The organism is Streptomyces sp. NPDC002835, from assembly GCF_053591995.1.
The window spans coordinates 83,121-105,560 of record NZ_JBSFUW010000027.1 but is presented as its reverse complement, the minus strand read 5'-3'; the positions used below and the strand labels follow the sequence as shown (position 1 = coordinate 105,560).

Genomic DNA, 22,440 nt, shown 5'->3' with positions numbered 1-22,440 from the left:
CTCACCGAGGTACTGCGCCAGGCGGCCGACCACCAGGGCACGGCGCTCGTGGAGATCTACCAGAACTGCAACATCTTCAACGACGGCGCCTTCGACGTCCTCAAGGACAACGAGCAGGCGCTGGAGGCCGTCATCCGGTTGGAGCACGGGCAGCCGATCCGCTTCGGCGCGGACGGCGGGAAGGGCGTCGTGCGCGACCCGTCCACGGGCGACCTCGAGGTCGTCCGGGTCACGCCGGAGAACGAGTCGCGCGTCCTGGTCCACGACGCTCACTCCACGTCCCCGACCACGGCCTTCGCGCTCTCCCGGCTGGCCGACGCGGACACCCTGCACCACACCCCCATCGGTGTGCTCCGCAGCGTCGAGCGTCCCGTCTACGACACGCTCATGTCCGACCAGCTCGACGCGGCGGTCGAGCGCGACGGCAAGGGCGACCTCGCCGCGCTGCTCGCCGGCAACGACACCTGGACGGTCGTCGGCTGAGACCGGTCCACCAGCGGTGAGGGGAGGCTCCGGCCTCCCCTCACCGCTGTCCGGGGCCGCCTCGGGGACAGCCGCGGCCGTAATGACCGTATGGCAATACGGGCATGACGCCGGACCCTCGCCGGGCGTACCTTGAGGGGACGCGCGGACGCAGGGCAGGAGGGTCAGTGAAGTCGGAGACAGAACAGCGGGCAGGGCTGCTGTACGGGATCGGTGCCTACGGAATGTGGGGCCTGGTCCCTCTTTTCTGGCCGCTGCTCAAGCCGTCCGGCGCCCTGGAGATCCTTGCCCACCGGATGGTCTGGTCGCTGGCGATCGTGGCCGTCGCGCTCCTGGCGCTGCGGCGCTGGGGCTGGATGCGGGAACTGGTCCGCCAGCCGCGCAAGCTGGGCCTCGTCGCCGTCGCCGCCACGGTGATCACCGTCAACTGGGGCCTCTACATCTGGTCCGTGAACACGGGCCATGTCGTCGAGGCGTCGCTCGGCTACTTCATCAATCCGCTGGTCACCATCGCGATGGGCGTGCTGCTCCTGAAGGAGCGGCTCCGCCCGGCGCAGTGGGCGGCCGTCGGCATCGGCTTCGCCGCGGTCCTGGTGCTCGCCATCGGCTACGGGCAGCCGCCGTGGATCTCGCTGACGCTCGCGTTCTCGTTCGCCACGTACGGGCTGGTGAAGAAGAAGGTCAACATCGGCGGCCTGGAGTCGCTGGCCGCCGAGACCGCCATCCAGTTCCTCCCGGCGCTGGCCTTCCTTCTCTGGCTGGGCACGAACAGCACGGGCACCTTCGCCGCGCAGGGAGCCGGTCACGCGGCGCTGCTCGCCGCGACCGGTCTGGTGACGGCCGTGCCGCTCGTCTGCTTCGGCGCGGCGGCGATACGGGTGCCGCTGTCCACGCTGGGGCTGCTGCAGTATCTGGCCCCGGTGTTCCAGTTCCTGCTCGGCATCCTCTACTTCCACGAGGCGATGCCCGCGGAGCGCTGGGCGGGCTTCGCCCTGGTGTGGCTGGCTCTGACCTGCCTGACCTGGGACGCGCTGCGCACGGCCCACCGCAACAAGGCGGCGGCCCTGCGGCTGGCGGCCGCGGCGCCGGCCTCCGGCGCCCAGCCTGCGACTGGCGCGCCCGAGACCGGCGCCGCGGCGCAGGCCGGTACCGTCGCGCAGTCGGGGAGCGTCACGCCGCAGACCGGTACCGCATCGCAGGTCGGCGCCGTCGTGCCGGAACCGGTCGCGGGCGGCCCCCGTGCCGCGCAGGAGGCCGGCCCGGCGGCCTGACCGCCACGCCCGGCGCGGCCGCCGACGGCCCCAGGTCCACGAGACGCGGCGAGGCCCGACCTACCCGCGCGGCTCCCGGGCGGACGCACCCGTCGGCACCGAATCTCCACCCGAACAGCCCAGCTTCGCCCCTCGGCGCAGGCCGGGGCCGGCCGCCCGGTGCTACCACCGGAAGTCCAGGCCCCGGTCGCCGGACCGAGGTAGCCCAAGAGCGAAGAGAGTGCGTCATGCAGCAACCCCTCGCGCTATCGGTCGACTTCGGTCAAGGCATCAGCGACGCATGGTCGGCCGTGGCCAAGTTCATTCCGAAGCTCATCGCCTTTCTGGCGATCCTGGTCATCGGCTGGATCATCGCCAAGGCCATCGCCAAGGTGGTCGACAAGCTGCTGCGCAAGGTCGGCTTCGAGCGGATGTCGGAGCGCAGCGGCATCTCGAACACCCTCAGAAACTCCTCGTACGACGCCACCGGGGTCATCACCAAGATCCTTTACTACGCGATCCTGCTGATCGCCCTGCAGCTGGCCTTCGGGGTGTTCGGCCCCAACCCGGTCAGCAACATGATCAACTCGGCCGTCGCCTGGATCCCGAAGGCGATCGTCGCCTGTGTCATCGTCGTCGTTGCCATGGCCATCGCACGCGCCGTCCGCGACATCATCCAGGGGGCCCTGTCGGGGACCTCGTACGGCCGGACCCTGGGCACGATCGCCTGGGCCTTCATCGTGGCGCTCGGTGCGATCGCCGCGCTCAGCCAGGCGCAGATCGCCACCTCCGTCACCGGTCCGGTGCTCTGGGCGGTACTCGCCGCGATGGCCGGCGTCGTGATCGTCGGTGTCGGCGGCGGCCTCATCGGCCCGATGCGGCAGCGCTGGGAGGGCTGGCTCGCGACGGCGGAGGCCGAGACCGGCCGCGCCAAGGAGAACGTCTCCGCGTATCAGCGCGGCCGCGCCGACGCCGCCGCCGGCCAGCCGGCCGCCGAGCGCCAGGCCAGCAGGCAGGGCATGGGCCAGGGCGGACAGCCGGGCCGCGACACCGGAGGCAGCCACGACATGGGCCGCGGGCGCGGCACGGGACGTGACGAGGGCCCGCCGCTGGGCAACGGCCGCGACCCCATGTGACCCACGGCCGCGACCCGCGCACTGCCGCGAAACGTCAGTCGCCGAGCAGATCGTGCTCGCGGATCAGCCAGCAGACGGCGGTGAGCCGCAGCGTCGCGAAGTCGTAGCCGACCTGCTCCGACCAGTCCGTCTCCGACAGCCAGTCGGTGAACCCGAGCACATAGTCCGCGAGATCCTCGCGCCGCACCATGCCGTACGGCTCCTCCCGGGGAGCCTGGCCGGACCGGCGGGGAGCGGGCACCAGCGGTACGAGAGCATCGCGCACGGCCGCCGCGTGCTGGTCGACGGCCGCGACGAGCCCCGGCTCGAAGGAGAACTCCGAGAGCCGGGGCATGTACGTGGCGGCCACTCCGACCAGCGGGCAGCCGGGCGGCCCGCTGTGGGGCAGTGCGTCCATCCCTACACGGTAGACGCGAATCGGCACCCCCAAGACGTGACTTCCGTCGCAAACCGGCCCATGGATACGCGGCGCCCAGGGATCCGCACCCGTCCATCGCTCAGCGATCGGGCCGTTCCGGGTCGCCCCGGTCTCCTCCGCCCCCTCCGGCCTCTGCGTCCGGACGGCGGGCGCGGTGCGCCCGCGCCTTGTTGCGGTTGCCGCACCGCTCCATCGAGCACCAACGACGGCGGCCGGGACGCGAGGTGTCGACGAAGAGCAGCTGGCAGTCGTGCGAGCCGCATTCACGGACACGGTCCGCGTAGGGGCCGGTGAAGAGCTCCACGGCATCCCGGGCCACCGTCGACAGCAGCTGCGTGGCCGTCGCGCCCGGCGCCCACTGCCTGGAGCCGTCCGCTCCGATACCGGCCACCAGCGGCGGCGCCGCCGCTGCCGCGTTGACCCGCTCCACGTCGGCCGGGTCCGCATCGCGGCCGTGCGCCCTGGCCGCGGCCAGGCCCCACAGGGCGTCGCGCAGCGCCCGGGCGGCAGCCACGTCCGTGTCGTCCGGGGCCAGCCGCAGACCGGCCGGCAGCCGGCTTGCGGCCACCCAGCGCAGCACCGCGTCCGGGTGGTGCAGGACCTCGTACGCGGCGAGCCGGCCGGGACCTCCGGTGGTCAGCAACTCCAGGCACAGAGCGCCCGGGTCGAAGACGAAGGCGCCGCCGGAGGGCGGTCGCATCAGCAGTCCCGGCGTGTCCGTTGCACTCGTCATCACGTAACCAGTATAAGTGGTTACCATGACGATGCACTGGAAGCTCGTGATCGACGCCACCGACCCGCACGCCCAGGCCGACTTCTGGGCCGAGGCGCTCGGATATCTCGTCGAGGACAACAGCCCCCTCATCGAACAGCTCCTCGGGCAAGGAGCGGTGCCGGTCGAGGCGACGGTCGAGACGCACGGCCGGCGGGCATGGCGCGATCTGGCCGCGGTCCGGCATCCGGACGACGCCCACGACGAGCTGAGCGGCGCGGGACACGGGCGCAGGCTGCTGTTCCAGCGGGTGCCGGAGCCGAAGACGGTGAAGAACCGGCTCCACATCGACGTGCACGCCGAACCGGGACAGCGGGACGCCGAGACCGCCAGGATCGAGGCGCTGGGGGCCTCGGTGGTGCGGCGGGTCAGCGAGCCGGGCGGGGAATGGGTCGTACTGACCGATCCCGAGGGCAATGAGTTCTGCGTGCAGTAGGCATCCGCTATGCGAACGGGCGTGACCGATTTCCGCCCTTGACGCCACGTCAGACCGTCCTCGAACATCAGCACGCACAACGCACGTGTACACGCATCACGTTCGACATTCAGCTCCAGCGCCCCGGGATCAGCCGTCCCGGGGCGTTCCTGCACGTTCCGTCCTGTCCCCATACGGAATCCGGAGCCCCCACATGAACCTCTCCGTTCCCAGACGTGTCCCCGTGGTCACCGCGTTCGCCCTGGCCGGGCTGCTCGCGACCGCCGCCCCCGCGGTGTCGGCCGGGCCGACCGACGCACCGCCGGCGCCGATATCCGCGCTCGCCGCACCCGACATACCCCTCGCCAACGTCAAGGCGCACCTCAGCCGGTTCCAGTCCATCGCCGGCTCCAACGGCGGCAACCGCGCCCACGGCCGGCCCGGCTACAAGGCCTCGATCGACTACGTGAAGGCCCAGCTGGACGCCGCCGGATTCACCACCACCGTGCAGCAGTTCACCTCCAACGGCGCCGTCGGCTACAACCTGACGGCCGACTGGCCGGGCGGTGACGTGAACCAGACCGTGATGGCCGGCGCCCACCTCGACTCGGTCAGCTCCGGCGCCGGGATCAACGACAACGGCTCGGGCTCCGCAGCCGTACTGGAGGCGGCACTCGCCGTCTCCCGGGCCCAGTTGCAGCCCACAAAGCATCTGCGCTTCGGCTGGTGGGGCGCGGAGGAACTCGGCCTGGTCGGCTCGAAATACTACGTCAACAGCCTCTCCACCACCGAGCGTTCGCGGATCGCGGGCTATCTGAACTTCGACATGATCGGCTCGCCCAACCCGGGCTACTTCGTCTACGACGACGACCCCGTGATCGAGCAGACCTTCAAGGGCTACTTCGCCGGCCTCGGTGTCCCCACCGAGATCGAGACCGAGGGCGACGGCCGCTCCGACCACGCGTCGTTCAAGAACGTCGGCATACCGGTCGGCGGCCTGTTCACCGGCGCCAGCCGTACGAAGACCAGCGCCCAGGCCCAGAAGTGGGGCGGCACGGCCGGTCAGGCGTTCGACCGCTGCTACCACTCGTCGTGCGACACCACGGCGAACATCAACGACACCGCCCTGGACCGCAACAGCGACGCGATCGCCCACGCGATATGGACGCTCTCCGCGGGCGGCACGACCGAGCCGCCCGGTGACGTCTACGAGAACACGGCCGACGTCGCCGTCCCCGACGCCGGCGCCGCGGTCACCTCCACGGTGACGGTCTCCGGCCGCACCGGCAACGCCCCCGCCGCACTCAAGGTCGGCGTGGACATCAAGCACACCTGGCGCGGCGACCTCGTGATCGACCTGGTGGCCCCGGACGGCACCGCGTACCGGCTGAAGAACTCCAGCGGGAGCGACTCGGCGGACAACGTCATCACCACGTACACCATGGACGCGTCCGCGGAGACGGCGAACGGCGCCTGGAAACTGCGCGTACAGGACGTGGCGCGCTACGACACGGGCTACATCGACAGCTGGAAGCTGACCTTCTGACGGTTGCTCCCGTCCCGCCGCGGCGCCTGCACGTGACCGCGGCGGGATCCGTCTTTCAGGCGAGCACCCCGGCGAAGGCGACCGCCACCAGCCCGGCTGCGGCGAGCGCCAGGGACGCCTGGGTGCAGCGATGCTTGTACCAGGCGATCCTGGACATGGTGACCAGTTGCCTGCTGAGGGCAGGCAGCGGATCGGCGGTACGCAGGGTCTGAACCAACTCGTCCGGCTTCAGCGCGCGGATGTGCCCGAAGTAGATGAAGTCGGGCGTCGGGTGCCGGGCCGCCCGGTCGACGTTCATACGAGGTGCGACCGCGAGGACCGCGAGCAGTACAGCGGCCCCCAACAGGGCCGCTCCCGCGGCCAGGAGAACCGATGAGCCGGCCGACGGGCCGCCGAACGGCCGCGCTCCGGAGTGCAGGGCCGCCGTCGACGCGAGAGCCGCCGATTCAACGGTCAGCGCGAACGCGGCCTTGACATCCACCTTTCCCGTCCAGTCGACGAGCACGGAGTGAATACGCCAGGCGGTCTCCTGGCCGTGCCGGTCGGCCTCGTCCGGCACATGCGTATCGGACCGTGGAGGAACCGGAGGAACTTCGCCCACATTGTTCGATCGTATGGGCGACGGATGCGCTAAAAAATCGGACATGCGTTCCTCCATTGTGGCGCCGCTGCTTCGTCTTCGTTTCTATCCCGCTCTTCACGAGACCGTCTGCCGCATTCGACACATACCGACTCCCCGGCTGCATAGACTGATTCGGCCGCGCACAAGGGTTACGGGGGAGGCCTTTTCGTGCCAGGGGAGCATTCTGCGAATGACCGCCGTACGGTGTACGAGCCCTTCACCCCGGACGAGTTGCTGCTCTTCCGTGGCGCCGGCCGGGTCCGTAGCTGGGAGCGCGGCGACTCGCTGATGCGCGAGGGCGGCCGACCGGACCACATCGTCCTCATCGTGAGCGGACTCGCCAAGGTCACCGCCGAGTCCGACAACGGCTACACCAGCGTGCTCGCGCTGCGTGGCCCCGGTGAACTCGTCGGCGAACTCTCCTGCCTCGACGGCACCAAGCGTTCCGCGACGGTGACCGCTCTCGAACACCTCTCGGGAGTGGCCGTCGGCAGCGAGGCGTTCCACCGGCTCCTCGAGAACCACGCGACGCTCACCCTGGCTGTCCTGCGCAGCGTCGTGGCCCGGCTCAGGGACTCGGACAGCCTGCGTACTCAGCAGGGAGCCCGGTCCTCGCGCTCCATGCTCGCCCGGGTCCTGCTCGACACCGCCGTACGGCACGGGGTGGAGGTCGACGAACCGGCCGGCGCACTCGAAGTGCGGATGAACCAGCAGGAACTCGCGGGCGCAGCCGGTGTCTCGCGTGAATCCGTGGTGCGCTCGCTGCGCGCGATGCACGCGGCCGGACTGGTCACCACCAGGCGTGGCTCTACATATGTCCTGAACCTCACCGGCGTACGGCGCTGGGCCGAGGAATGACACCGGGGCCCGTTCCCGCCCCCCGAATGCGTCATCTGACGCTGTGCGGCACCCGGCCGCCGGATACCCATGACACCGGACGCCGTGGACCACCGGTCACGGGGGCGGTGGTCCACGACGTCGCACCGTGCGGAAGGACGGAATTACATGCGGCCAAAAGCCCAGCACTACTCGATACTCGTGGTCGACATCGCCGGATTCGGCAGCCGTGCCAATCCGATGCAGCTCTGGCTGCGGGAAAGGGTCTACGCGATCACCGAATCGGCATTCACGGAGGCCGGTCTCGATCACCGCAGCGCGCCTCGGCCCTCCGACCGCGGCGACGGTTTCTTCTGGCTCCTTCCCGGCACTGTCGACCGGACGGATCTCACCGGCCGGTTCGTCGAGGTCCTCAATCACCGGCTGAGGGACCACGCCAGAACCAGCAGTGAGGAGGGCGCGCTCCGGCTGCGAGTCGCGCTGCACCAGGGCGACGTGGCACGGGACGGACATGGATGGGCCGGAGCGGAACTCAACACCGCCTGCCGTCTGGTGGACATCGACCCCCTCCGCTCGGCGCTCGCATCCGGAACGCGCGCCGGACTCGCGCTCGCCGTCTCCGCGGACTGGCACCGACAGATCGTCCGGCACGACGATCCCTCGGTGGCGAGCGAGACGTTCCGCCGCGTGCCCTTCGACGCCAAGGAGATTCAGGGGGCGTACGCCTGGATCCGGGTGCCTGGGTACGACGCCCCGCCCGGTCTCACGGAGACGGAGACCGCGCCGCCCGCCGCGCCTTCGGGCCCCTCCCGTCCGGCGGCACCGGGTCGGGTGCCGCCCGGCCGGACGGCACCCGACCCGAACCGTTCCGGCACCGACGGCTCCGGCCCCTTCGCAGGCGCCGTGTTCGACCGCGTCGGCCAGGTGTTCGCGGGTGACCAAGTGGTCCACGGCACGCAGAACTTCCGGTGGAGCCCCGAACCGGAGGACGACGACGCCCCGGGCCGCACCCCGAAGGCAGGTGCCTGATGGCCGAAGAGCCACAAGGCGCCGCTCCGGACCCGGCAGCCGAACCCGCCCCCGACGGCCAACCCGCCGACGCCCGGCAGGGCCTGCGCGAGGGCATGTCGGCACTGCGTGGTGTGCGGGGCGCCTCCGGGGAGCGCCTCGACGTCGAGCGCGACGCCGTGAGCGGCCTGCGTGTCTCTGCCGACCAGGTGTTCGGCGGCGACAGCTATGTCTTCAACATGACTCCCGGAGCCACCGGGCTGCGCTCCTACCGGCTGACGGCAGAGGAACTCGACGAGGTTCAAGAGGCCTTCGTGGCACCGGACGGCTTCGAGTCCCTGGTCGGGGGGATGCGGCTCCGCACTGTCACCGTCCTGCGGGGGCTGCCCGGCACGGGCAAGGAGGCCGTGGCCCGCGCCGGTCTCGGCCGGGCCGGTCATCGCACGCTCCATCTGCTCGATCCCACCACTGATCTCGCCCGGATCGAAAGGGCCGATCTGCGCCGCGGCTCGGGCTACATACTCGCCGGCCTCACCCAGCGCGCCGCCGACGCGCTGACCCCGTTCGAACTGAGCCGGCTGGACGCAGAGTTGCGTGCATGCGACTGCCGGCTGGTCCTCACCGCCACGGCCGGCGTCCAGTTCGCCGATCCGCGCGTGCAGCACCACGTGGTCGACGTTCCCCGGCCGCCCGCGAGCGAGGGGATCGTCGCCGCCCACCTGGGCTGGCGGCTCGGCGTCGCCGCCGCCGCACGCGGCCGTCGGCTGCTGGCCCGGCGCGACCTGCGCGAACTGCTGCGAGAGGAGCTCGACAAAGGCGGGGCGGGCGCCGCGGCCGACCTGGGCCGTGCCCTCGCCGAGGCTGCCGGAGCCGTCGGCGACGACCAGGTGGCCGACCGCGTCCGTGAGCGCAAGGCGCTGCAGGGCGAACGGGCCGTCGCCCACTGGCTGCAGAACATGGAGAACCTGCCCCAGCAGTGCCTCGCCATCGGGATCGCGGCGTTCGGGGGCGAGGCGTACGAGATCGTCGCCAGCCTCGCCCGTGATCTGGAGGAGCGCCTGCAGGTCGCGGAGAGCCCCGACAATCCCGTACGGGCCAGAGGCGTCAAGCTCACCGGCACCAGGACGGCCCGGCTCGACGCCGTTCACGGCACCCTGGTCGACTCCGAGGTGGCCACCCGGCACGGCGGCGCACGCGGGAAGGTCGTCCGCTTCCGGGACCCCGGTCTCGCCGTGAAAGTGCTCGAACACATCTGGAGCGAGTACGACGAGATCCGTGAGGTGCTGCCCGGCTGGCTGCGCGACTCGGCGGCCGGCGTACTGCCCACCGTCGGGGTACGGGCCGCCGTCGCCGCGGGAGTCCTGGCGCGACACGGTTTCGAGACGGTACGGGCACGGATCCTGCAGCCCTGGGCCGCCGCCAAGAACGCCGAGCTGCGAGACGCCGCCGCGATCGCCCTCGGCGTCGCCGCGAAGGAGTCCGGGCACGCCGCCGCCGCCTACAACCTGGTGGTCGCCTGGTCGGCCGACAGCGCGTCGGCCCAGCTCCAGGCCACGGCCGCACGTGCCTGGCGGGTGGTCTTCGAGCACGACGGCGATGAGCAGGCGTGGGCGTGGCTGCACCATCTCGCCGGTATCGAGGAGGTACCCGTGGTCGAGGCGCTGTGCCGCAGCCTCACCGAGTACATGGCCCTGGACGGCGGACGCTACCGGTCCGACGCCCTTGACCTCCTCGACCAGTGGGCCGTCACCGGCATGCACGGCACCCTGCGCAGAGCGGTGGGCGAACTGGCCTTCCTCTATGCGGCCGGTGACCTGGTCGACTCACCGAAGGCCCCAGGAGACCCGTACGACACCGACGGGTCCGGCACCACGCCACGGCTCTGGCCGGCCCTCCTCACCGCGACAGAGCGGGACGGGGCACAGCGGGCGGAGATCGCCGCCCTGTGGTGCCAGACAGTCAACTCGGCTGTCAGCTACGGCGTCGCCCATGAGGTGCTGACCGACTGGGCGGCTCTCGTCGAGACCGATGCCCGTGGGCGTGCGGCACTGGCCGCCCTGCTCGACGTCACCGCCGCCGACCGGCGGACGGAAGTGATCGTCCGCCACCTGGCCGCGTCCTGGGTCAGCGGCGCCGAGGGCCGCGGAGCACCGCGGTCCGGACACCACGTCCTTGCCCATCTCGACGGAAGGATCGGCACGCCGTGACCGAACCCCAGACCCCCGTTCAGCAACTCTTCACCGGGCCGGCACCGGTGAGCATGGGCGACCGCGGCGGTCCCGTGCGCCCCGGCCAGACCCTGCTGTTCAGCACCGAGGACGGCGCGCTCGTCGAACTGCCGCGCAAACCCACCCCGTTCGGGTCGCTCCGCTACCGGTTCCGCTACGAGGTCGATCTCGTGGACCGCACGGTCAGCTGGTCGGAGGCGCTGCCCAGCGGTACCGGCGGATTTCCCTTCCAGGCCTCCTTCGAGGCCCGGTGGCGGGTCACCGAGGCCGCCGAGGTGGTCCGCCGGGGCATCCGGTCGGTTGCCGACGGGCACGCCGCCGTGTGTGTCGCCATGCGCGACCTGCTGTGGCCGCATGCCACGTCGTACGGCATCGAGCAGCTCCAGGAGTTCGCCGACTACGTCCGTACCTCCGTGTGCGACCGCCCCCACCGGCTGCCGGTCGGGCTCACCGTGGACACCCTCATCGTCCGCCTCTATCTCGACAGCCATGCCTCGGACCATCTCCGGGCCCTCAAGCAACGGGAGTTCGACACCCAGATCGCGGTGGCCGAGCGTGATGTCGCGCTCACCACGCACAGCGTGGAGGCCGAACTTCAGGCCAAGCGCGAGGAGGTGCTGCTCTCGGCCGCACGCGGCGAAGGGGGGCTGCTGCTGCACCTGATCGCGCAGGACCCGTCGAAGCTCCACGAGATCATGTCGGAACTCGGCAACCGGCACGACGTGGCGGTCGAGCAGAAGGCCCAGATGCTGCGGGAACTGGTCGGCGCAGGCATGATCCAGCCGGCGGAGGCGCAGCAGCTGTGGCACGAGATGCAGCGGCCTGCGCTGCTCTTCGACACCGGGACCGCCGCACTGCCGGCGCCGGGCGCGGGGACGTCGCACGCACCTGCCCAGCTACCGCCGGGTGCGGGACCGGCGCTGCCAGGGCAGCCGGGACCGGCCGGAGCACATCCGGCGGCGCATCCGACGCAGCACGCCGTGGTCGCAGGCATGGTGGTCCCGCAGGCCGGTCCAACCGCCCCGCCCCGCCCCCGGCGCCGTCCCGGCCCGGCCTCTCCGGCGCAGGCGCCGGCCGGCGACCCGCCTGCGGCGCCGCCGCAGGGACCGCCGCAGGGACCGGCGGCGGCCGGTCCGGGCGGGGCGGCCGACAACCAGAGCGCTGCCGTGCCGGACGGTGCGGCGCATGCACCCGCTTCCTCCACCGAGCCGTCCCCGCCGGGCGGCGGCTCCTCCGGCGGAAGCGCGACCGGGGGCGGCTCCGCCAATGTCACCGGAGCGACCCGGGTCGGGCAGCGCCGCAACGGCCAGGGCGGCGGGCAGAGCGGGCCGGGGGCCGGGTCATGAGGGCACATCAGGGCCAGCACCGCGCCACTGATCCGCCCTGGGAGCTCGCGGGTGGTGGTGCCCGTCCGGGCACGGGCCGCCTTCCCCGTCGTGCCCGGTTGACGCTGACCTTCGTTGTGGCCGCCACTCTGTTCATCGCGGGAGGAAGCCTCTTGTTCGGATGGAAGGGTCTCGGCGTCACGGCCCTGACCACCGGTGCAGTGGCCGGAGTCTGCCGACGGCTCCTTCGGCCTGCAACGCCCGACGGGCCCGGGGACCACGGTCACGGCCGGTCCCGGGCCCCGCACGGAAATCCGCAGGCACCCGGGGCCGAAGACCGGCACCAGGATCCCGGCCCGGCCGCTCCGCGGTACGGACCGCAGGAGGACGCCGTCGGTCCGTACGGCGAGGGGGTCGGGCGGCACGACCCCGCCGGGTGCGACCCGTCCCGCGGGCATCACGCCCCGCACGTCTCCGGCTCGCCGGACGACGGGCCGGCCCCCCTCCACGAGCCCGGCCTTCGCCGGCTCCCGCCGTCCGGTGCGGCGGTTCCCGCCGGGTTGGCGCCGGACGGACCGGCCTCGCCGGCGCCCCCGAAGGACGACGGCCCGCCCGTCCTGCTGAAGGCCTCGCGTGCCTCGCGGGCACCCTGGTTGCTGCCTGCCGAGCCGGGCCCGCCGGGCCTGGCGGCCGACGAGGCCGTGCTCGGCGGGCTGGTGGTCCGGGCCGCGTCCGTGATCGGCCCCGGTCACCGGAGTCAGGGGAAACCGCGGCAGGACGCCTACCGCATCGGCAGGGACCGCGCCGGCCGGCATCTGGTGATCGCCGTGGCGGACGGCATGTCCGACAGCGTGCACTCGGACGTCGGCGCGCAGGTGGCCGTGTCGGCCCTGGTCAACTGGCTGCGTACGGCGCTGGACTCGGGCACCCCGCTGGAACGGCTCGACCATCGTGAGGCGTTTCTCGCCGCCGCCGGCCAGATGGACGCCGTGGCCGAGCAGCGCCACTGGGACGCGGACCAGGTGCGGGCCGTCGCGCTCGCGGCGGTGGTACCCGCGCTGCCGCACGAGAACGGCAAGCGCAGGGTCTGGCTCGCCGCGGTCGCCGACGTGAGCGCCTGGCGGCTGTTTCAGGGCCGCTGGGAGCGGCTCATCGGCGAGGAGAAGAGCGGCTTCGACCCGTCCGCCGTCTCGCAGTTCCTGCCGCACCGTCCGGACGGCGTCTCGTGGGGGATCGCCGAGTTGGAGCCCGAGTGCGCGTTCGCGGTGACGACCGACGGAGTGGGTGACGCCCTCGCCGCCGGCCCCGGGCCGCAACAGTGGTTCGCCGAGCGGTGGGCCGCCCCGCCCGCCCTCGGGACCTTTCTGGGGGAGGTCGGATTCGATCAGGTCCAGATGCACGACGACCGCACGGCCGTCGTCGTCTGGTGCGGGAACGGGGGGCGGCACGCGTGAAGGCCTGGTCCGACAGCCCCTTCCGGTCCCGGGTGGAGGTCGGCGACGTCCCGCAGGGGACGGTGATCGCCCGGGACAACGGGGAGTCCCGGCTGGTCTACGAGATCGCGGGACATCCCGGCTGGCTGGCCAAGATCTACAAGGAACCCGCCGGAGCGGCGCGTTCCTCCGATCTGCAGCGCCTCGTCTATCTGCCGACCGTCATGTCACAGGCCGACCAGGTGCTGGTCGACCGCTCCCTCTCCTGGCCGACGACGCGCGTCTACGACGGCACGGAGCTCGTCGGAGTCGTGATGGCCAAGGCGCCGGACCCGTTCTACGCCCGGCTCAAGGCGCCGTCCGGCCGACAGGATTCGGCGCCGCTCGAAGTGGACTGGCTGGCCATGTCCCCGGCCAAGTGCGAGGCCGCCGGACTCCGGCCGCCCGACACCGGCGTGCGCATCCGAGCGGTGCGCGAACTCCTCGAAATCGGTGCGCTGTTCGCCCGCCACAACCTCGTGTACGGGGACTGGTCGTACCGCAACGCGCTGTGGGACCACCGTACCGGCCAGGTCTTCGTCATCGACATGGACTCGTGCGGAATCGGCAGCAGGGACTGGGTCGAGTCGTACGGCTGGCAGGACCCGCTGTTCCAGGACCGGTCACGGCGGCTGACGGTCCACAGCGACCGGTACAAGCTCGCCATGATGGCGGTGCGCTGCCTCACCGCCGTCCGCCACGACCCATTGGAAGCGCACCGCGAACTGGTGGCCACCACAGGTTCCGACGCATTCACCGACGCTCTCGGGGAAGCGCTGAAGGCCGCCTGTGAAACCGACCGGCCGGACCCCGACCACCTGCTGGCCGCGCTTCGGCGAACCCGCGACACGACGGCCACCGCCTCGACCGCCTCGACCGCCTCGACCGCCACGTCCCCGCGTGCGGCTGCCGGCAACGTGACAGGAGGGATCAAGGTCGGGCCCACGAAAGCGGCCCGCAAGGCGCCGCCCCGCCCCGGCCGGACCGAGAACGGGGCGGCCAACGTGACGGGAAGCGTCGATCTGCGGGGCCGTCTCGTCACCGAGGGCCGGAGTGCGCAACGGCCCGCCGAGCCGACCGCGCCGCCCGAGCCCGAGCCCGCACCGGCACCGGCACCCGCACCCGCACCCGCACCACCGGAACCCGCCGGCGTCACCCCCCCGAGTACGTCCCGTGCTGCGGCCCGCCGGGAGGCCGCGCGCACCGCGTCCCAGAGTTCCCGCCCGGCCGCGGCCGGCGGCCGCCGCCCCGCTTCTGCGCTTCGGCCTCGGCCTCGGCGAAAGAGCTTGGTCTCGCCGACGCGCATCGCGGCCCTGTTGTTCGTGGTCGCCGCCCTGTACTGCATCGCCCGCTTCGTCCTCGGCTGGATATGACCCGGCCGGGCCGAACACGCGGACACGAGAAGGAAAGAGAAGGAGAAACAATGAGCGAGTACGGCCCGGAGACACCGCCGACCGGATTCAAGGCGAAGGGACTACCGACCTATCTGGTCCTGGACACGTCGGGGTCGATGAAGCGCCACGAGCAGCTGCTGAACGCCACGCTGCTCAAGATCTACGACACCCTCTACACCAGCCCGCAGTTGTCGGAGTTCATCCACCTCTCGGTGATCTCCTTCAACACGCAGCCTCATGTCGTGACAGCGATGACGGACATCGAGATCTTGGAGAGCCTGCCCACGGTGACCTGCGAGGGCCTGACCAACGTAGGCCCGATGCTGGAGCTCGTACGCGGCCGGATCGTCGAGGACGTCAGGACCCTGTCCGAGGCCGGCACCGAGGTGCTGCGCCCCGTGGTGTTCCTGCTGACCGACGGCATTCCGACCGACGACCCCCGGGGCGCCTGGAAGCGTGACCTGGACGCCCTGCAGGACCGCTCGTGGAAACCCCGGCCGAACATCATCACCTACGGATTCGGGGATGCGAGCGAGGCAGTGCTGAGCACCATCGCCACGGCGGCCGCCTACATCGCCGAGGACGACGGGGAACACACCGGGGCGGCGCTCTCCGAGGCCATGAGCAGCCTGCTGAACTCGTTGGTGGCATCCGCACGTGTGCAAAGCCTGCAGGTGCCGGAGAAGGTCAAGGGGTACCGGACCCTGCCGCTGGACTTCGTGGGCTGACGATCCGGTTCGGGAAGCGGCGCGGCTGCGTGCGTGTGCTGGATGGGCCGCGCACGCACGCAGCCGGCCTCCGCGGACGGTGCCCGGCTACGAGGTGACGTCCTTCGAGGTGAAACGGGCCCAGGCCGCGGAACCGAAGACCGCCGCGTACACGGCCTGCAGGCCGAGGTTCCGCAGGACCTCGTCCCACAGGAGCGGCTCGCGCATCAGGTCCGCGAAGGACAGCCAGTAGTGCGGGAAGAGATAGGGGTGGACGGCGTCCAGCTGCGGGATCGTGTCCAGGATCTGCACCGTGATCAGCAGCCCCACGGTGGTCGCCATCGCCGCGACGCCGCTGCCGGTGAGGGTCGACACGAACAGTCCGATCGCGGCCAGCCCCACCAGTGACCCGGCGACGACCGCCGCGATCAGCAGGGCGCGCCACAGCCCCTCCGTGAACGGCACGGGGACGCCCGAGATCGTCGTGACCTCCCCGAGCGGGAAGAACAACGCCCCCACTGCGAGCGCGGACAGCGCCACGACCAGGGTCGCCACCAGGCAGAAGACGCAGACGGCGGCGAACTTGGCGAGCAGCAGCCTGGTACGTCCGGCCGGAGCGACCAGCAGATAGCGCAGCGTGCCGGAGTTCGCCTCGCCCGCGACGGCGTCGCCGGCGACGACACCGACCGCCATCGGCAGGAACACGGGCAGCGTCGCGGCGAGGGCCGCGAAGACCAGGAACAGCCCGTTGTTGGTGATCTGGGTGACGAAGGCCGGCCCGCCGCCGCCCTCGGGACCACCCCCGCCCGCCGTGCCGCCGCCGCTCGTCTCGATCCTGACGGCGACGCCGATCAGGACCGGTACGGCCGCCAGCACCCCGAGCAGGGCGAGCGTGCGCCAGCGGCGGAAGGTCAGCGTCAGCTCGGAGCGGAACAGCCCGAGCGAACGCAGCGGGCGGCGGATCCGCGGGGTGGCCTGCGCCGCCGTCTCAGCCTGCGACATCGAAACCCTCTCCGGTCAGCGCCACGAACGCGTCCTCCAAAGAGGCGCGTTCCACTCCGAAGCCCCGTACCCGCACTCCGCCGTGCACGAGGGCGGCGTTGAGCTCCGCCAGCTCGGCGTCGTCCGCCGGCGGGTCACAGGTCACCCGCTCCCCTTCGTGGCTCACCGCGACCAGGCCGCGTTCCTTGAGGATCCGGGCCGCGTCGGCCGCGTCCGGGGACAGGACGGTGAGCCTGCCCCGGGCGCCCGCGGCGAGCTCCGCGACCGGGCCCTGGGTGATCAGCCGCCCCTGCGCCATGACGGCGGCGTGCGTGCAGACCTGCTCGATCTCGTCCAGCAGATGCGAGGACAGGAAGACCGTGGAACCGTCCGCGGCCAGCTCGCGCACCAGGGCACGGATCTCGCGCATGCCCTGCGGGTCGAGCCCGTTCGTCGGCTCGTCCAGCACCAGCAGCCGCCGGGGCTGGAGCAGCGCCGCGGCCAGGCCGAGGCGCTGCTTCATCCCGAGGGAGTACGCCTTCGCCTTCTTGCCCGCCGCCTGGCTGAGCCCCACCCGGTCCAGCGCGGCCGCGACCCGCGCCCGGCGGGTACGGGGGTCGGCGGTGGGATCGGCCGCGTCGAAGCGCAGCAGGTTGTCCCGGCCGCTGAGGAACCCGTACAGCGCGGGTCCCTCGATCAGCGCGCCCACGTGCGGGAGCACGGTGCCCGCCGAGCGGGGCATGGGCCGGCCGAGGACCGTGGCGCGGCCGGCGGTGGGGGCGATGAGGCCCATCAGCATCCGGATGGTGGTGGTCTTGCCGGACCCGTTCGGCCCGAGGAAGCCGAAGACGCTGCCGGCCGGCACGCTGAGGTCCAGCCGGTCGACGGCCAACTGCCCGCCCCGGTAGCGCTTGGTGAGCCCCGTCGTCTCAATGACGGCCGTCTGCGTCTCTTCAAGGGCTCGGTTCACCTCCGGGGCGCTCTCAGCGTCTGCCGACGGTCGATCGTGCTCGATCACTCGTACCTCGCGATCTCCGCGCTCCCCCTGCCTTCGGCGGGGGTACCCCCACTCTCTTTCGGCAGCCGCGCGCCCTTCGGTTCGCTCGCCGGCCTTCCGGCGGCTCCGTCCCTACGCCCCGCCGCAGCGAGCCTACGACGGGGCGCGGAGCCGACTCGCCGCCCCGACCGGTTGTGCTACTTGCCTTCGTTCGCTGCCTTGACCAGGGCGTCCTTGGTCACCGCGCCGGCGTAGACCGTGCCGTCGTCCGTCATCAGGACGTTGACCAGGCGCGTGGTGAAGACCGTGCCGGAGCCGAACTTGCCCTGGACCTTGTCGCCGAGCGCGTCGAGGAACTGCTGGGCCTCCGCCGGGACCTCGTTCTCGGCGTCCTTGCCGCCGGTCGGGCCGCCCGCCTCGCCGCCCGGGCCCTCGATCTTGGCGATGGACGTCCAGCCCTCGCCGATCACGTTCAGGCCGCCCAGGTCCTCGAGGCCCTCGAACTCCTCGGGGGCGTGCTCCGGGGCCCGCTCGTGCTCGGTCTCGTCGGCCTCCGTCACCTTGGCGCCCTTGGGCGGGGTGAAGTCGAAGGTCGAGGCGGCCGGCCGGGAGAAGTCGACCTTGGTGAAGCCCGCGTCGATCACGGCCTTGCCGCCGCTGCTCGGCGTGAGCGTGAACTTGAGCGGCACGCCGTGCTCCGCGTCCACCGCGACGGTGATGGAGCCGATCGTCGAGCCGGCCTGCTTGGGCTTGACGACCAGCTTGTACGCGTCGCGGCCGGCGACCTGTGAGGTGCCTCCGACGGTGATGGACGTGGTGTCGCCGGCGGCCTTCAGCACCTCGTCGGCGAGGTCCTTGGGCGTGGTCGGGAAGTCCTCCGGCAGGTCCTCGGGGGCCCTGCCGTCCTTGCCGTGATCGCCCTCGCCCCGGCCGTCGTCCGTGGCGTGGTAGACCTCGTTCGAGGCGCTGTCGTAGCCCCACACCTCGTCGCCGTTGTGGATGAGGCTGTACTCGGAGGAGTCCTGGAGGATGGACACCTTCTGCCGGTCCGGGCCGTCGGCCGCGACCCGCAGCGTGTGGGTGCCGGTGGCGAGCTCGGTCAGCCTGGCGTCGGGGGCGGCCGACGAGTCGCCGCCGTCCTCGCCGCCCATCGCGCCGGCGAGACCGCCGAGCGACGGCAGCCCGAGGTCGGTACTGATCTTGACCGTGCCGGAGAACTGCTCGGTGTCCGACGCGGCGATCTTCTCGATGAGTTCCTGCGCAGTGATCTTCGGCAGATCCGGGTCACCGGAGGCAGCGAGCGCCGGGACGAGCCCGATGGTCGCCGCCGCCACTCCGGCCACCGCGACCGGGACGAGATAGCGGGCGGCCCTGCGGGGCCGTACCGCGAGGTCCTTGGCCTCTTCGGTGGTCTGTGTGCTGTCGTTCGGTGCCATGGTGTGCCCTACCTCCGTGGTTGTCAGGGGTGGTGCAATCCATATGAACAAATGGGCGGCCCGGAAGCGTCAGACCCCGGGCGCAACTTGGCGTACCTCTCTGGGATGAGACATCGCGCCCGCAACTCCCCCGTCCCGTAAGGGACAAGAGCGCCGAGCACGATGCGCCCGACCGGGGAACGGTCAGCCGGCGCGGTGGACCACCGCGTCGCACAGCTCCTCCAGGGCGGCCTTGGCCGAGCACTCCGGCAGCGGGGCGAGCAGCGCCCGCGCCTCCTGCGCGTACCGCACGGTGTCCCGGCGGGCCTGCTCGAGCGCCGGGTGCACGCGCAGGCGGCGCAGCGCCTCCGCGTGCCGCAGGTCGTCGGTCAGGTCGCCCTCGAGGAGCTTCACGAGCTCGAGGTCGTCCGGCCGGCCCTCGGCCTCCGCCAGGGCGCGCAGGCGCAGCACCGGCAGGGTCGGGACGCCTTCGCGCAGGTCGGTGCCGGGGGTCTTGCCGGACTCGTGGGAGTCGGAGGCGATGTCGAGCACGTCGTCGGCGAGCTGGAAGGCGACGCCGAGCCGCTCGCCGTACTGGGTGAGGATGTCGACGACATGGTCGTCCGCGCCGGACATCATGGCGCCGAAGCGCACGGACACGGCGACGAGCGAGCCCGTCTTGCCGGCCATGACGTCGAGGTAGTGGTCCACCGGGTCGCGGCCGTCGCGGGGGCCCGCGGTCTCCAGGATCTGGCCGGTCACCAGCCGCTCGAACGCCTCCGCCTGGATGCGTACGGCCTCGGGGCCGAGGTCGGCCAGGATGTGGGAGGCGCGGGCGAACAGGAAGTCGCCGGTCAGCACGGCCACCGAGTTGTCCCAGCGGGTGTTGGCGCTGGGCACGCCGCGCCGCACGTCCGCCTCGTCCATGACGTCGTCGTGGTACAGCGTCGCGAGATGGGTGAGCTCGACGACCACGGCGGAGGGCACGATCCCCGGCGCGTACGGATCGCCGAACTGGGCCGCGAGCATCACCAGCAGCGGCCGGAACCGCTTCCCGCCCGCGCGCACCAGGTGCTGCGCGGCCTCCGTGATGAACGGGACCTCGCTCTTCGTGGCGTCGAGCAGGCCCGCCTCGACGGCCGACAACCCGGTCCGGACATCGGCCTCAAGAGCCTGGTCCCGCACGCTCAGCCCGAACGGCTCGACGACGGTCACGAGGGGATCTCCTGTCTGCTGACGATCACACGGATTGTCGATGTGTCGCTGGATTCACTCAAGTCAGCGTATCCGGTCGCCTTTCGATCACCATGAGCGCCTTCCCGCCGCGCCCATATGTTCGAGAACAGGATCAATGAAGAGAAATGCGGCATTTGCTCGATACCGTCGGACCACGCTCCGCCGTGCCGCCTTCCTCCCCTCCCGCGCCACCGAGGTCCCGCCATGCGCATCCGCACCGATTTCCCGTACGAGACGGTCCACGCGGATGTCCGCGTCCCGCTGCCGGACGGCACCGAACTGCACGCGCGCGTGTGGCGGCCGGTCACCGACGAGCCGGTGCCCGCGCTGCTCGAATACGCGCCGCACCGGCTCACCGACGCGACGGCCGTGCGCGACGGCGAGCGCCACCCCTGGTACGCGGGACACGGTTATGCCTCCGTACGGGTCGACGTGCGCGGCCACGGGAACAGCGGCGGCGTGCCGGGCGGCGAGTACGACGCGATCGAGCTCTCCGACGGCGTCGCCGTGATCGAGTGGCTGTCCCGCCGGCCGTGGTGCGACGGCCGGGTCGGCATGTTCGGGATCGGCCGGGGCGGGCGGAACGCGCTGCGGATCGCGGCCCTCGCGCCGGATCCGCTGAAGGCCGTGGTCGTGGTGGACGCGACGGACGACCCGTACGACAACGACGGCCCCTATACCGGCGGATGCGTCGCCGGGCAGGGGCTGCACTCGCGGGCCGCCCGGCGGCTGGCGCTCGCGGCCAGGCCGCCGGACCCGCTGCACACGGGCGACGAGTGGCTCGCGATGTGGCTGGCGCGGCTGGAGTCGCTGACGCCCGTGGTCCACACCTGGCTGGCCCATCGGCTGCGCGACGAGTACTGGCTGAGCGCCGGGGTCAGCGACGACACCGCCGCCGTGGCGGCGGCCGTGCTGGCGGTGAGCGGCCTGCACGACCCGTGCCGGGACACGGTCCTCCGACTGGTCGAGCGGCTGCCGGTCGACCGCGTGCGGGGGCTGATCGGGCCCTGGCCGCACCAGTACCCCGACCGGGAGCCGGAGCGGGGCGGGCGCGGCGAGGCGGTCGGCTTCCTCCAGGAGACGCTGCGCTGGTGGGACCAGTGGCTGAAGGACAGGGACACCGGCGTGATGTCCGAGCCGCTGCTGCGCTGCCGGCTCGATGCGGCCGAGCCGGCGCTGGGCCGCTGGACGGGTGAGCCGGCCTGGCCCTCCCCGCACGTCACCGTCGTCCCCTACGCGCTGGGCGGCGGACCGGTCCTCGTCGACTCCCCGCAGCACACCGGGGTGGACGCGGGCCGCTTCCGGCCGGCCGGGCACGACGCCGACCTGCCGCCGGACCAGCGGGAGGAGGACGCACGGTCGGTGTGCTTCGAGTTCCCCGTCGGCGAGGAGCCGATCGGCGTCCTCGGCCGGCCCCGGCTCACCCTGCGGCTGACGGCCGCGGGGCAGGGCGGCTTCGCCGTGGCGCGGCTCTGCGACGTCGCCCCCGACGGCGCGGCCCGGCTCGTCACCCGCGGCGCGCTGAACCTCGCGGCCCGCGAGGGCCCGGACCGGGCGGTGCCGTGGCCCCACGGCACCACCCAGGACGTGAGCTTCGACCTGGCCGCCGCCGGCCACGTCTTCGCGCCGGGACACCGCATCCGGCTGGCCGTCTCCTCCGCATACTGGCCCTGGATCTGGCCGCACCCCGGCCCGGCGGGCTTCACCCTGGACCCGGCGGGCTCCCGACTCGAGCTGCCGGTCCGCGGACCGGAGCAGGAGAGCGCGGGCTTCGCGGAGCCGGAGCACGCCCGGCCGCCCGCGGTCGCCGTCCCGCAGACCCTCGACCCGCCGGCGCCGCGGCTGCTGCTCGTGCGCGACGTGCCGGCCGGGCGCTGGACCGTGGAGGCGACACCGCACCGGGGCGGCGCCCATGTCCACCCGGACGGCCTGGAGTACACCGAGGAGTGCCACGAGACGTACACGATCGAGGACGCCGACCCGCTGTCCGCCCGCGCCCTGTCCGAGTGGACGGTGCGGCTGCACCGGCCGGAGGAGGCGTGGGACGTCCAGGTCTGGACGCGCTCCGAAATCGGCCGGGACGAGGCGGGGTTCGTCACCTCGGACGAGCTGGTCTGCAGGAGCGGCGACGAAATCGTCTTCCACCGGACCTGGGAGCGGCGCATCGGCACGCCCTGACGCCCGCACCGGCCGCCGGG

Annotated in this window: 19 protein-coding genes and 1 pseudogene; 13 read left to right on the top strand and 7 right to left on the bottom strand. The window is 72.2% G+C overall.

Annotated features, from left to right (window positions below):
- From ACWD01_RS25930 to ACWD01_RS25920, 3 genes and pseudogenes are all read left to right on the top strand, one after another.
- A pseudogene (locus ACWD01_RS25930) lies at positions 1-483 on the top strand (2-oxoacid:ferredoxin oxidoreductase subunit beta); the annotation flags it as partial.
- A 167-nt stretch (positions 484-650) separates the two neighbouring features.
- Positions 651-1,754 carry an EamA family transporter RarD gene (gene rarD, locus ACWD01_RS25925; RefSeq protein ID WP_451165196.1) on the top strand — a complete coding sequence of 368 codons (1,104 nt, stop codon included), beginning with the start codon at positions 651-653 and terminating at the stop codon, positions 1,752-1,754.
- A gap of 227 nt (positions 1,755-1,981) precedes the next feature.
- On the top strand, positions 1,982-2,869 hold the full coding sequence (locus tag ACWD01_RS25920; protein WP_451165195.1) for a membrane protein: 888 nt from the start codon (positions 1,982-1,984) through the stop codon (positions 2,867-2,869).
- Between the two features lie 34 nt (positions 2,870-2,903).
- Here the strand turns inward: ACWD01_RS25920 and ACWD01_RS25915 are convergent, their stop codons facing one another.
- Together ACWD01_RS25915 and ACWD01_RS25910 are read right to left on the bottom strand one after the other, a co-directional pair.
- Positions 2,904-3,266 (bottom strand): DUF6401 family natural product biosynthesis protein, encoded by a 363-nt coding sequence (locus ACWD01_RS25915; protein ID WP_451165194.1) that lies wholly within the window; start codon positions 3,264-3,266, stop codon positions 2,904-2,906.
- Between the two features lie 100 nt (positions 3,267-3,366).
- Positions 3,367-4,020, bottom strand: a complete 654-nt coding sequence (locus tag ACWD01_RS25910; protein ID WP_451165200.1) for a CGNR zinc finger domain-containing protein — start codon at positions 4,018-4,020, stop codon at positions 3,367-3,369.
- 25 nt (positions 4,021-4,045) lie between these two features.
- Here ACWD01_RS25910 and ACWD01_RS25905 point away from each other — a divergent pair, with 25 nt between their 5' ends.
- Positions 4,046-4,495 (top strand): VOC family protein, encoded by a 450-nt coding sequence (locus ACWD01_RS25905; protein WP_451165193.1) that lies wholly within the window; start codon positions 4,046-4,048, stop codon positions 4,493-4,495.
- 193 nt (positions 4,496-4,688) lie between these two features.
- Complete coding sequence (locus ACWD01_RS25900) at positions 4,689-6,020, top strand: M28 family metallopeptidase (protein ID WP_451165192.1); 1,332 nt, start codon at positions 4,689-4,691, stop codon at positions 6,018-6,020.
- A 55-nt stretch (positions 6,021-6,075) separates the two neighbouring features.
- Here the strand turns inward: ACWD01_RS25900 and ACWD01_RS25895 are convergent, their stop codons facing one another.
- Positions 6,076-6,579: a Pycsar system effector family protein gene (locus ACWD01_RS25895; protein ID WP_451165191.1), complete on the bottom strand. Its 504-nt coding sequence runs from the start codon at positions 6,577-6,579 to the stop codon at positions 6,076-6,078.
- 267 nt (positions 6,580-6,846) lie between these two features.
- On the opposite strand from ACWD01_RS25895, the gene ACWD01_RS25890 reads away from it, so the two are divergent.
- The 7 genes from ACWD01_RS25890 (at position 6,847) to ACWD01_RS25860 (ending at position 15,634) form a co-directional block, all read left to right on the top strand.
- Entirely contained in the window at positions 6,847-7,500 is a 654-nt protein-coding gene (locus ACWD01_RS25890) for a Crp/Fnr family transcriptional regulator (RefSeq protein WP_451165190.1), read from the top strand.
- A 147-nt stretch (positions 7,501-7,647) separates the two neighbouring features.
- Complete coding sequence (locus ACWD01_RS25885; RefSeq protein ID WP_451165189.1) at positions 7,648-8,508, top strand: hypothetical protein; 861 nt, start codon at positions 7,648-7,650, stop codon at positions 8,506-8,508.
- Complete coding sequence (locus ACWD01_RS25880; RefSeq protein WP_451165188.1) at positions 8,508-10,694, top strand: hypothetical protein; 2,187 nt, start codon at positions 8,508-8,510, stop codon at positions 10,692-10,694. Before ACWD01_RS25885 ends, ACWD01_RS25880 begins: the two co-directional genes overlap by 1 nt.
- Complete coding sequence (locus ACWD01_RS25875; RefSeq protein WP_451165187.1) at positions 10,691-12,061, top strand: hypothetical protein; 1,371 nt, start codon at positions 10,691-10,693, stop codon at positions 12,059-12,061. The genes ACWD01_RS25880 and ACWD01_RS25875 overlap by 4 nt, the downstream gene beginning before the upstream one ends.
- A 632-nt stretch (positions 12,062-12,693) precedes the next feature.
- Complete coding sequence (locus ACWD01_RS25870; protein ID WP_451165186.1) at positions 12,694-13,494, top strand: protein phosphatase 2C domain-containing protein; 801 nt, start codon at positions 12,694-12,696, stop codon at positions 13,492-13,494.
- Complete coding sequence (locus ACWD01_RS25865; RefSeq protein ID WP_451165185.1) at positions 13,491-14,885, top strand: hypothetical protein; 1,395 nt, start codon at positions 13,491-13,493, stop codon at positions 14,883-14,885. The genes ACWD01_RS25870 and ACWD01_RS25865 overlap by 4 nt, the downstream gene beginning before the upstream one ends.
- A 50-nt stretch (positions 14,886-14,935) precedes the next feature.
- The gene (locus ACWD01_RS25860) at positions 14,936-15,634 is read left to right on the top strand and encodes a vWA domain-containing protein (protein WP_451165184.1); all 699 of its coding nucleotides are present in this window, start codon (positions 14,936-14,938) and stop codon (positions 15,632-15,634) included.
- 87 nt (positions 15,635-15,721) lie between these two features.
- Here ACWD01_RS25860 and ACWD01_RS25855 read toward each other — a convergent pair whose 3' ends face one another.
- From ACWD01_RS25855 to ACWD01_RS25840, 4 genes are all read right to left on the bottom strand, one after another.
- A complete protein-coding gene (locus ACWD01_RS25855; protein WP_451165183.1) occupies positions 15,722-16,615 on the bottom strand; it encodes an ABC transporter permease in 894 nt (297 codons plus the stop codon).
- On the bottom strand, positions 16,602-17,564 hold the full coding sequence (locus ACWD01_RS25850; RefSeq protein ID WP_451165182.1) for an ABC transporter ATP-binding protein: 963 nt from the start codon (positions 17,562-17,564) through the stop codon (positions 16,602-16,604). Before ACWD01_RS25850 ends, ACWD01_RS25855 begins: the two co-directional genes overlap by 14 nt.
- Before the next feature lie 224 nt (positions 17,565-17,788).
- Positions 17,789-19,027 (bottom strand): LolA family protein, encoded by a 1,239-nt coding sequence (locus ACWD01_RS25845; RefSeq protein ID WP_451165181.1) that lies wholly within the window; start codon positions 19,025-19,027, stop codon positions 17,789-17,791.
- Positions 19,028-19,210: 183 nt separating this feature from the next.
- Positions 19,211-20,221: a polyprenyl synthetase family protein gene (locus ACWD01_RS25840; RefSeq protein WP_451165180.1), complete on the bottom strand. Its 1,011-nt coding sequence runs from the start codon at positions 20,219-20,221 to the stop codon at positions 19,211-19,213.
- 225 nt (positions 20,222-20,446) lie between these two features.
- On the opposite strand from ACWD01_RS25840, the gene ACWD01_RS25835 reads away from it, so the two are divergent.
- Positions 20,447-22,420 (top strand): CocE/NonD family hydrolase, encoded by a 1,974-nt coding sequence (locus ACWD01_RS25835; RefSeq protein WP_451165179.1) that lies wholly within the window; start codon positions 20,447-20,449, stop codon positions 22,418-22,420.
- Positions 22,421-22,440 lie beyond the last annotated feature (20 nt).

Bases quoted from the DNA above. Each gene is read 5' to 3' on its own strand.
- ACWD01_RS25920 (WP_451165195.1), top strand. From the start codon at position 1,982: ATGCAGCAACCCCTCGCGCTATCGGTCGACTTCGGTCAAGGCATCAGC.
- ACWD01_RS25915 (WP_451165194.1), bottom strand. From the start codon at position 3,266: ATGGACGCACTGCCCCACAGCGGGCCGCCCGGCTGCCCGCTGGTCGGA.
- ACWD01_RS25910 (WP_451165200.1), bottom strand. From the start codon at position 4,020: ATGACGAGTGCAACGGACACGCCGGGACTGCTGATGCGACCGCCCTCC.
- ACWD01_RS25905 (WP_451165193.1), top strand. From the start codon at position 4,046: ATGACGATGCACTGGAAGCTCGTGATCGACGCCACCGACCCGCACGCC.
- ACWD01_RS25900 (WP_451165192.1), top strand. From the start codon at position 4,689: ATGAACCTCTCCGTTCCCAGACGTGTCCCCGTGGTCACCGCGTTCGCC.
- ACWD01_RS25885 (WP_451165189.1), top strand. From the start codon at position 7,648: ATGCGGCCAAAAGCCCAGCACTACTCGATACTCGTGGTCGACATCGCC.
- ACWD01_RS25880 (WP_451165188.1), top strand. From the start codon at position 8,508: ATGGCCGAAGAGCCACAAGGCGCCGCTCCGGACCCGGCAGCCGAACCC.
- ACWD01_RS25860 (WP_451165184.1), top strand. From the start codon at position 14,936: ATGAGCGAGTACGGCCCGGAGACACCGCCGACCGGATTCAAGGCGAAG.
- ACWD01_RS25855 (WP_451165183.1), bottom strand. From the start codon at position 16,615: ATGTCGCAGGCTGAGACGGCGGCGCAGGCCACCCCGCGGATCCGCCGC.
- ACWD01_RS25845 (WP_451165181.1), bottom strand. From the start codon at position 19,027: ATGGCACCGAACGACAGCACACAGACCACCGAAGAGGCCAAGGACCTC.
- ACWD01_RS25835 (WP_451165179.1), top strand. From the start codon at position 20,447: ATGCGCATCCGCACCGATTTCCCGTACGAGACGGTCCACGCGGATGTC.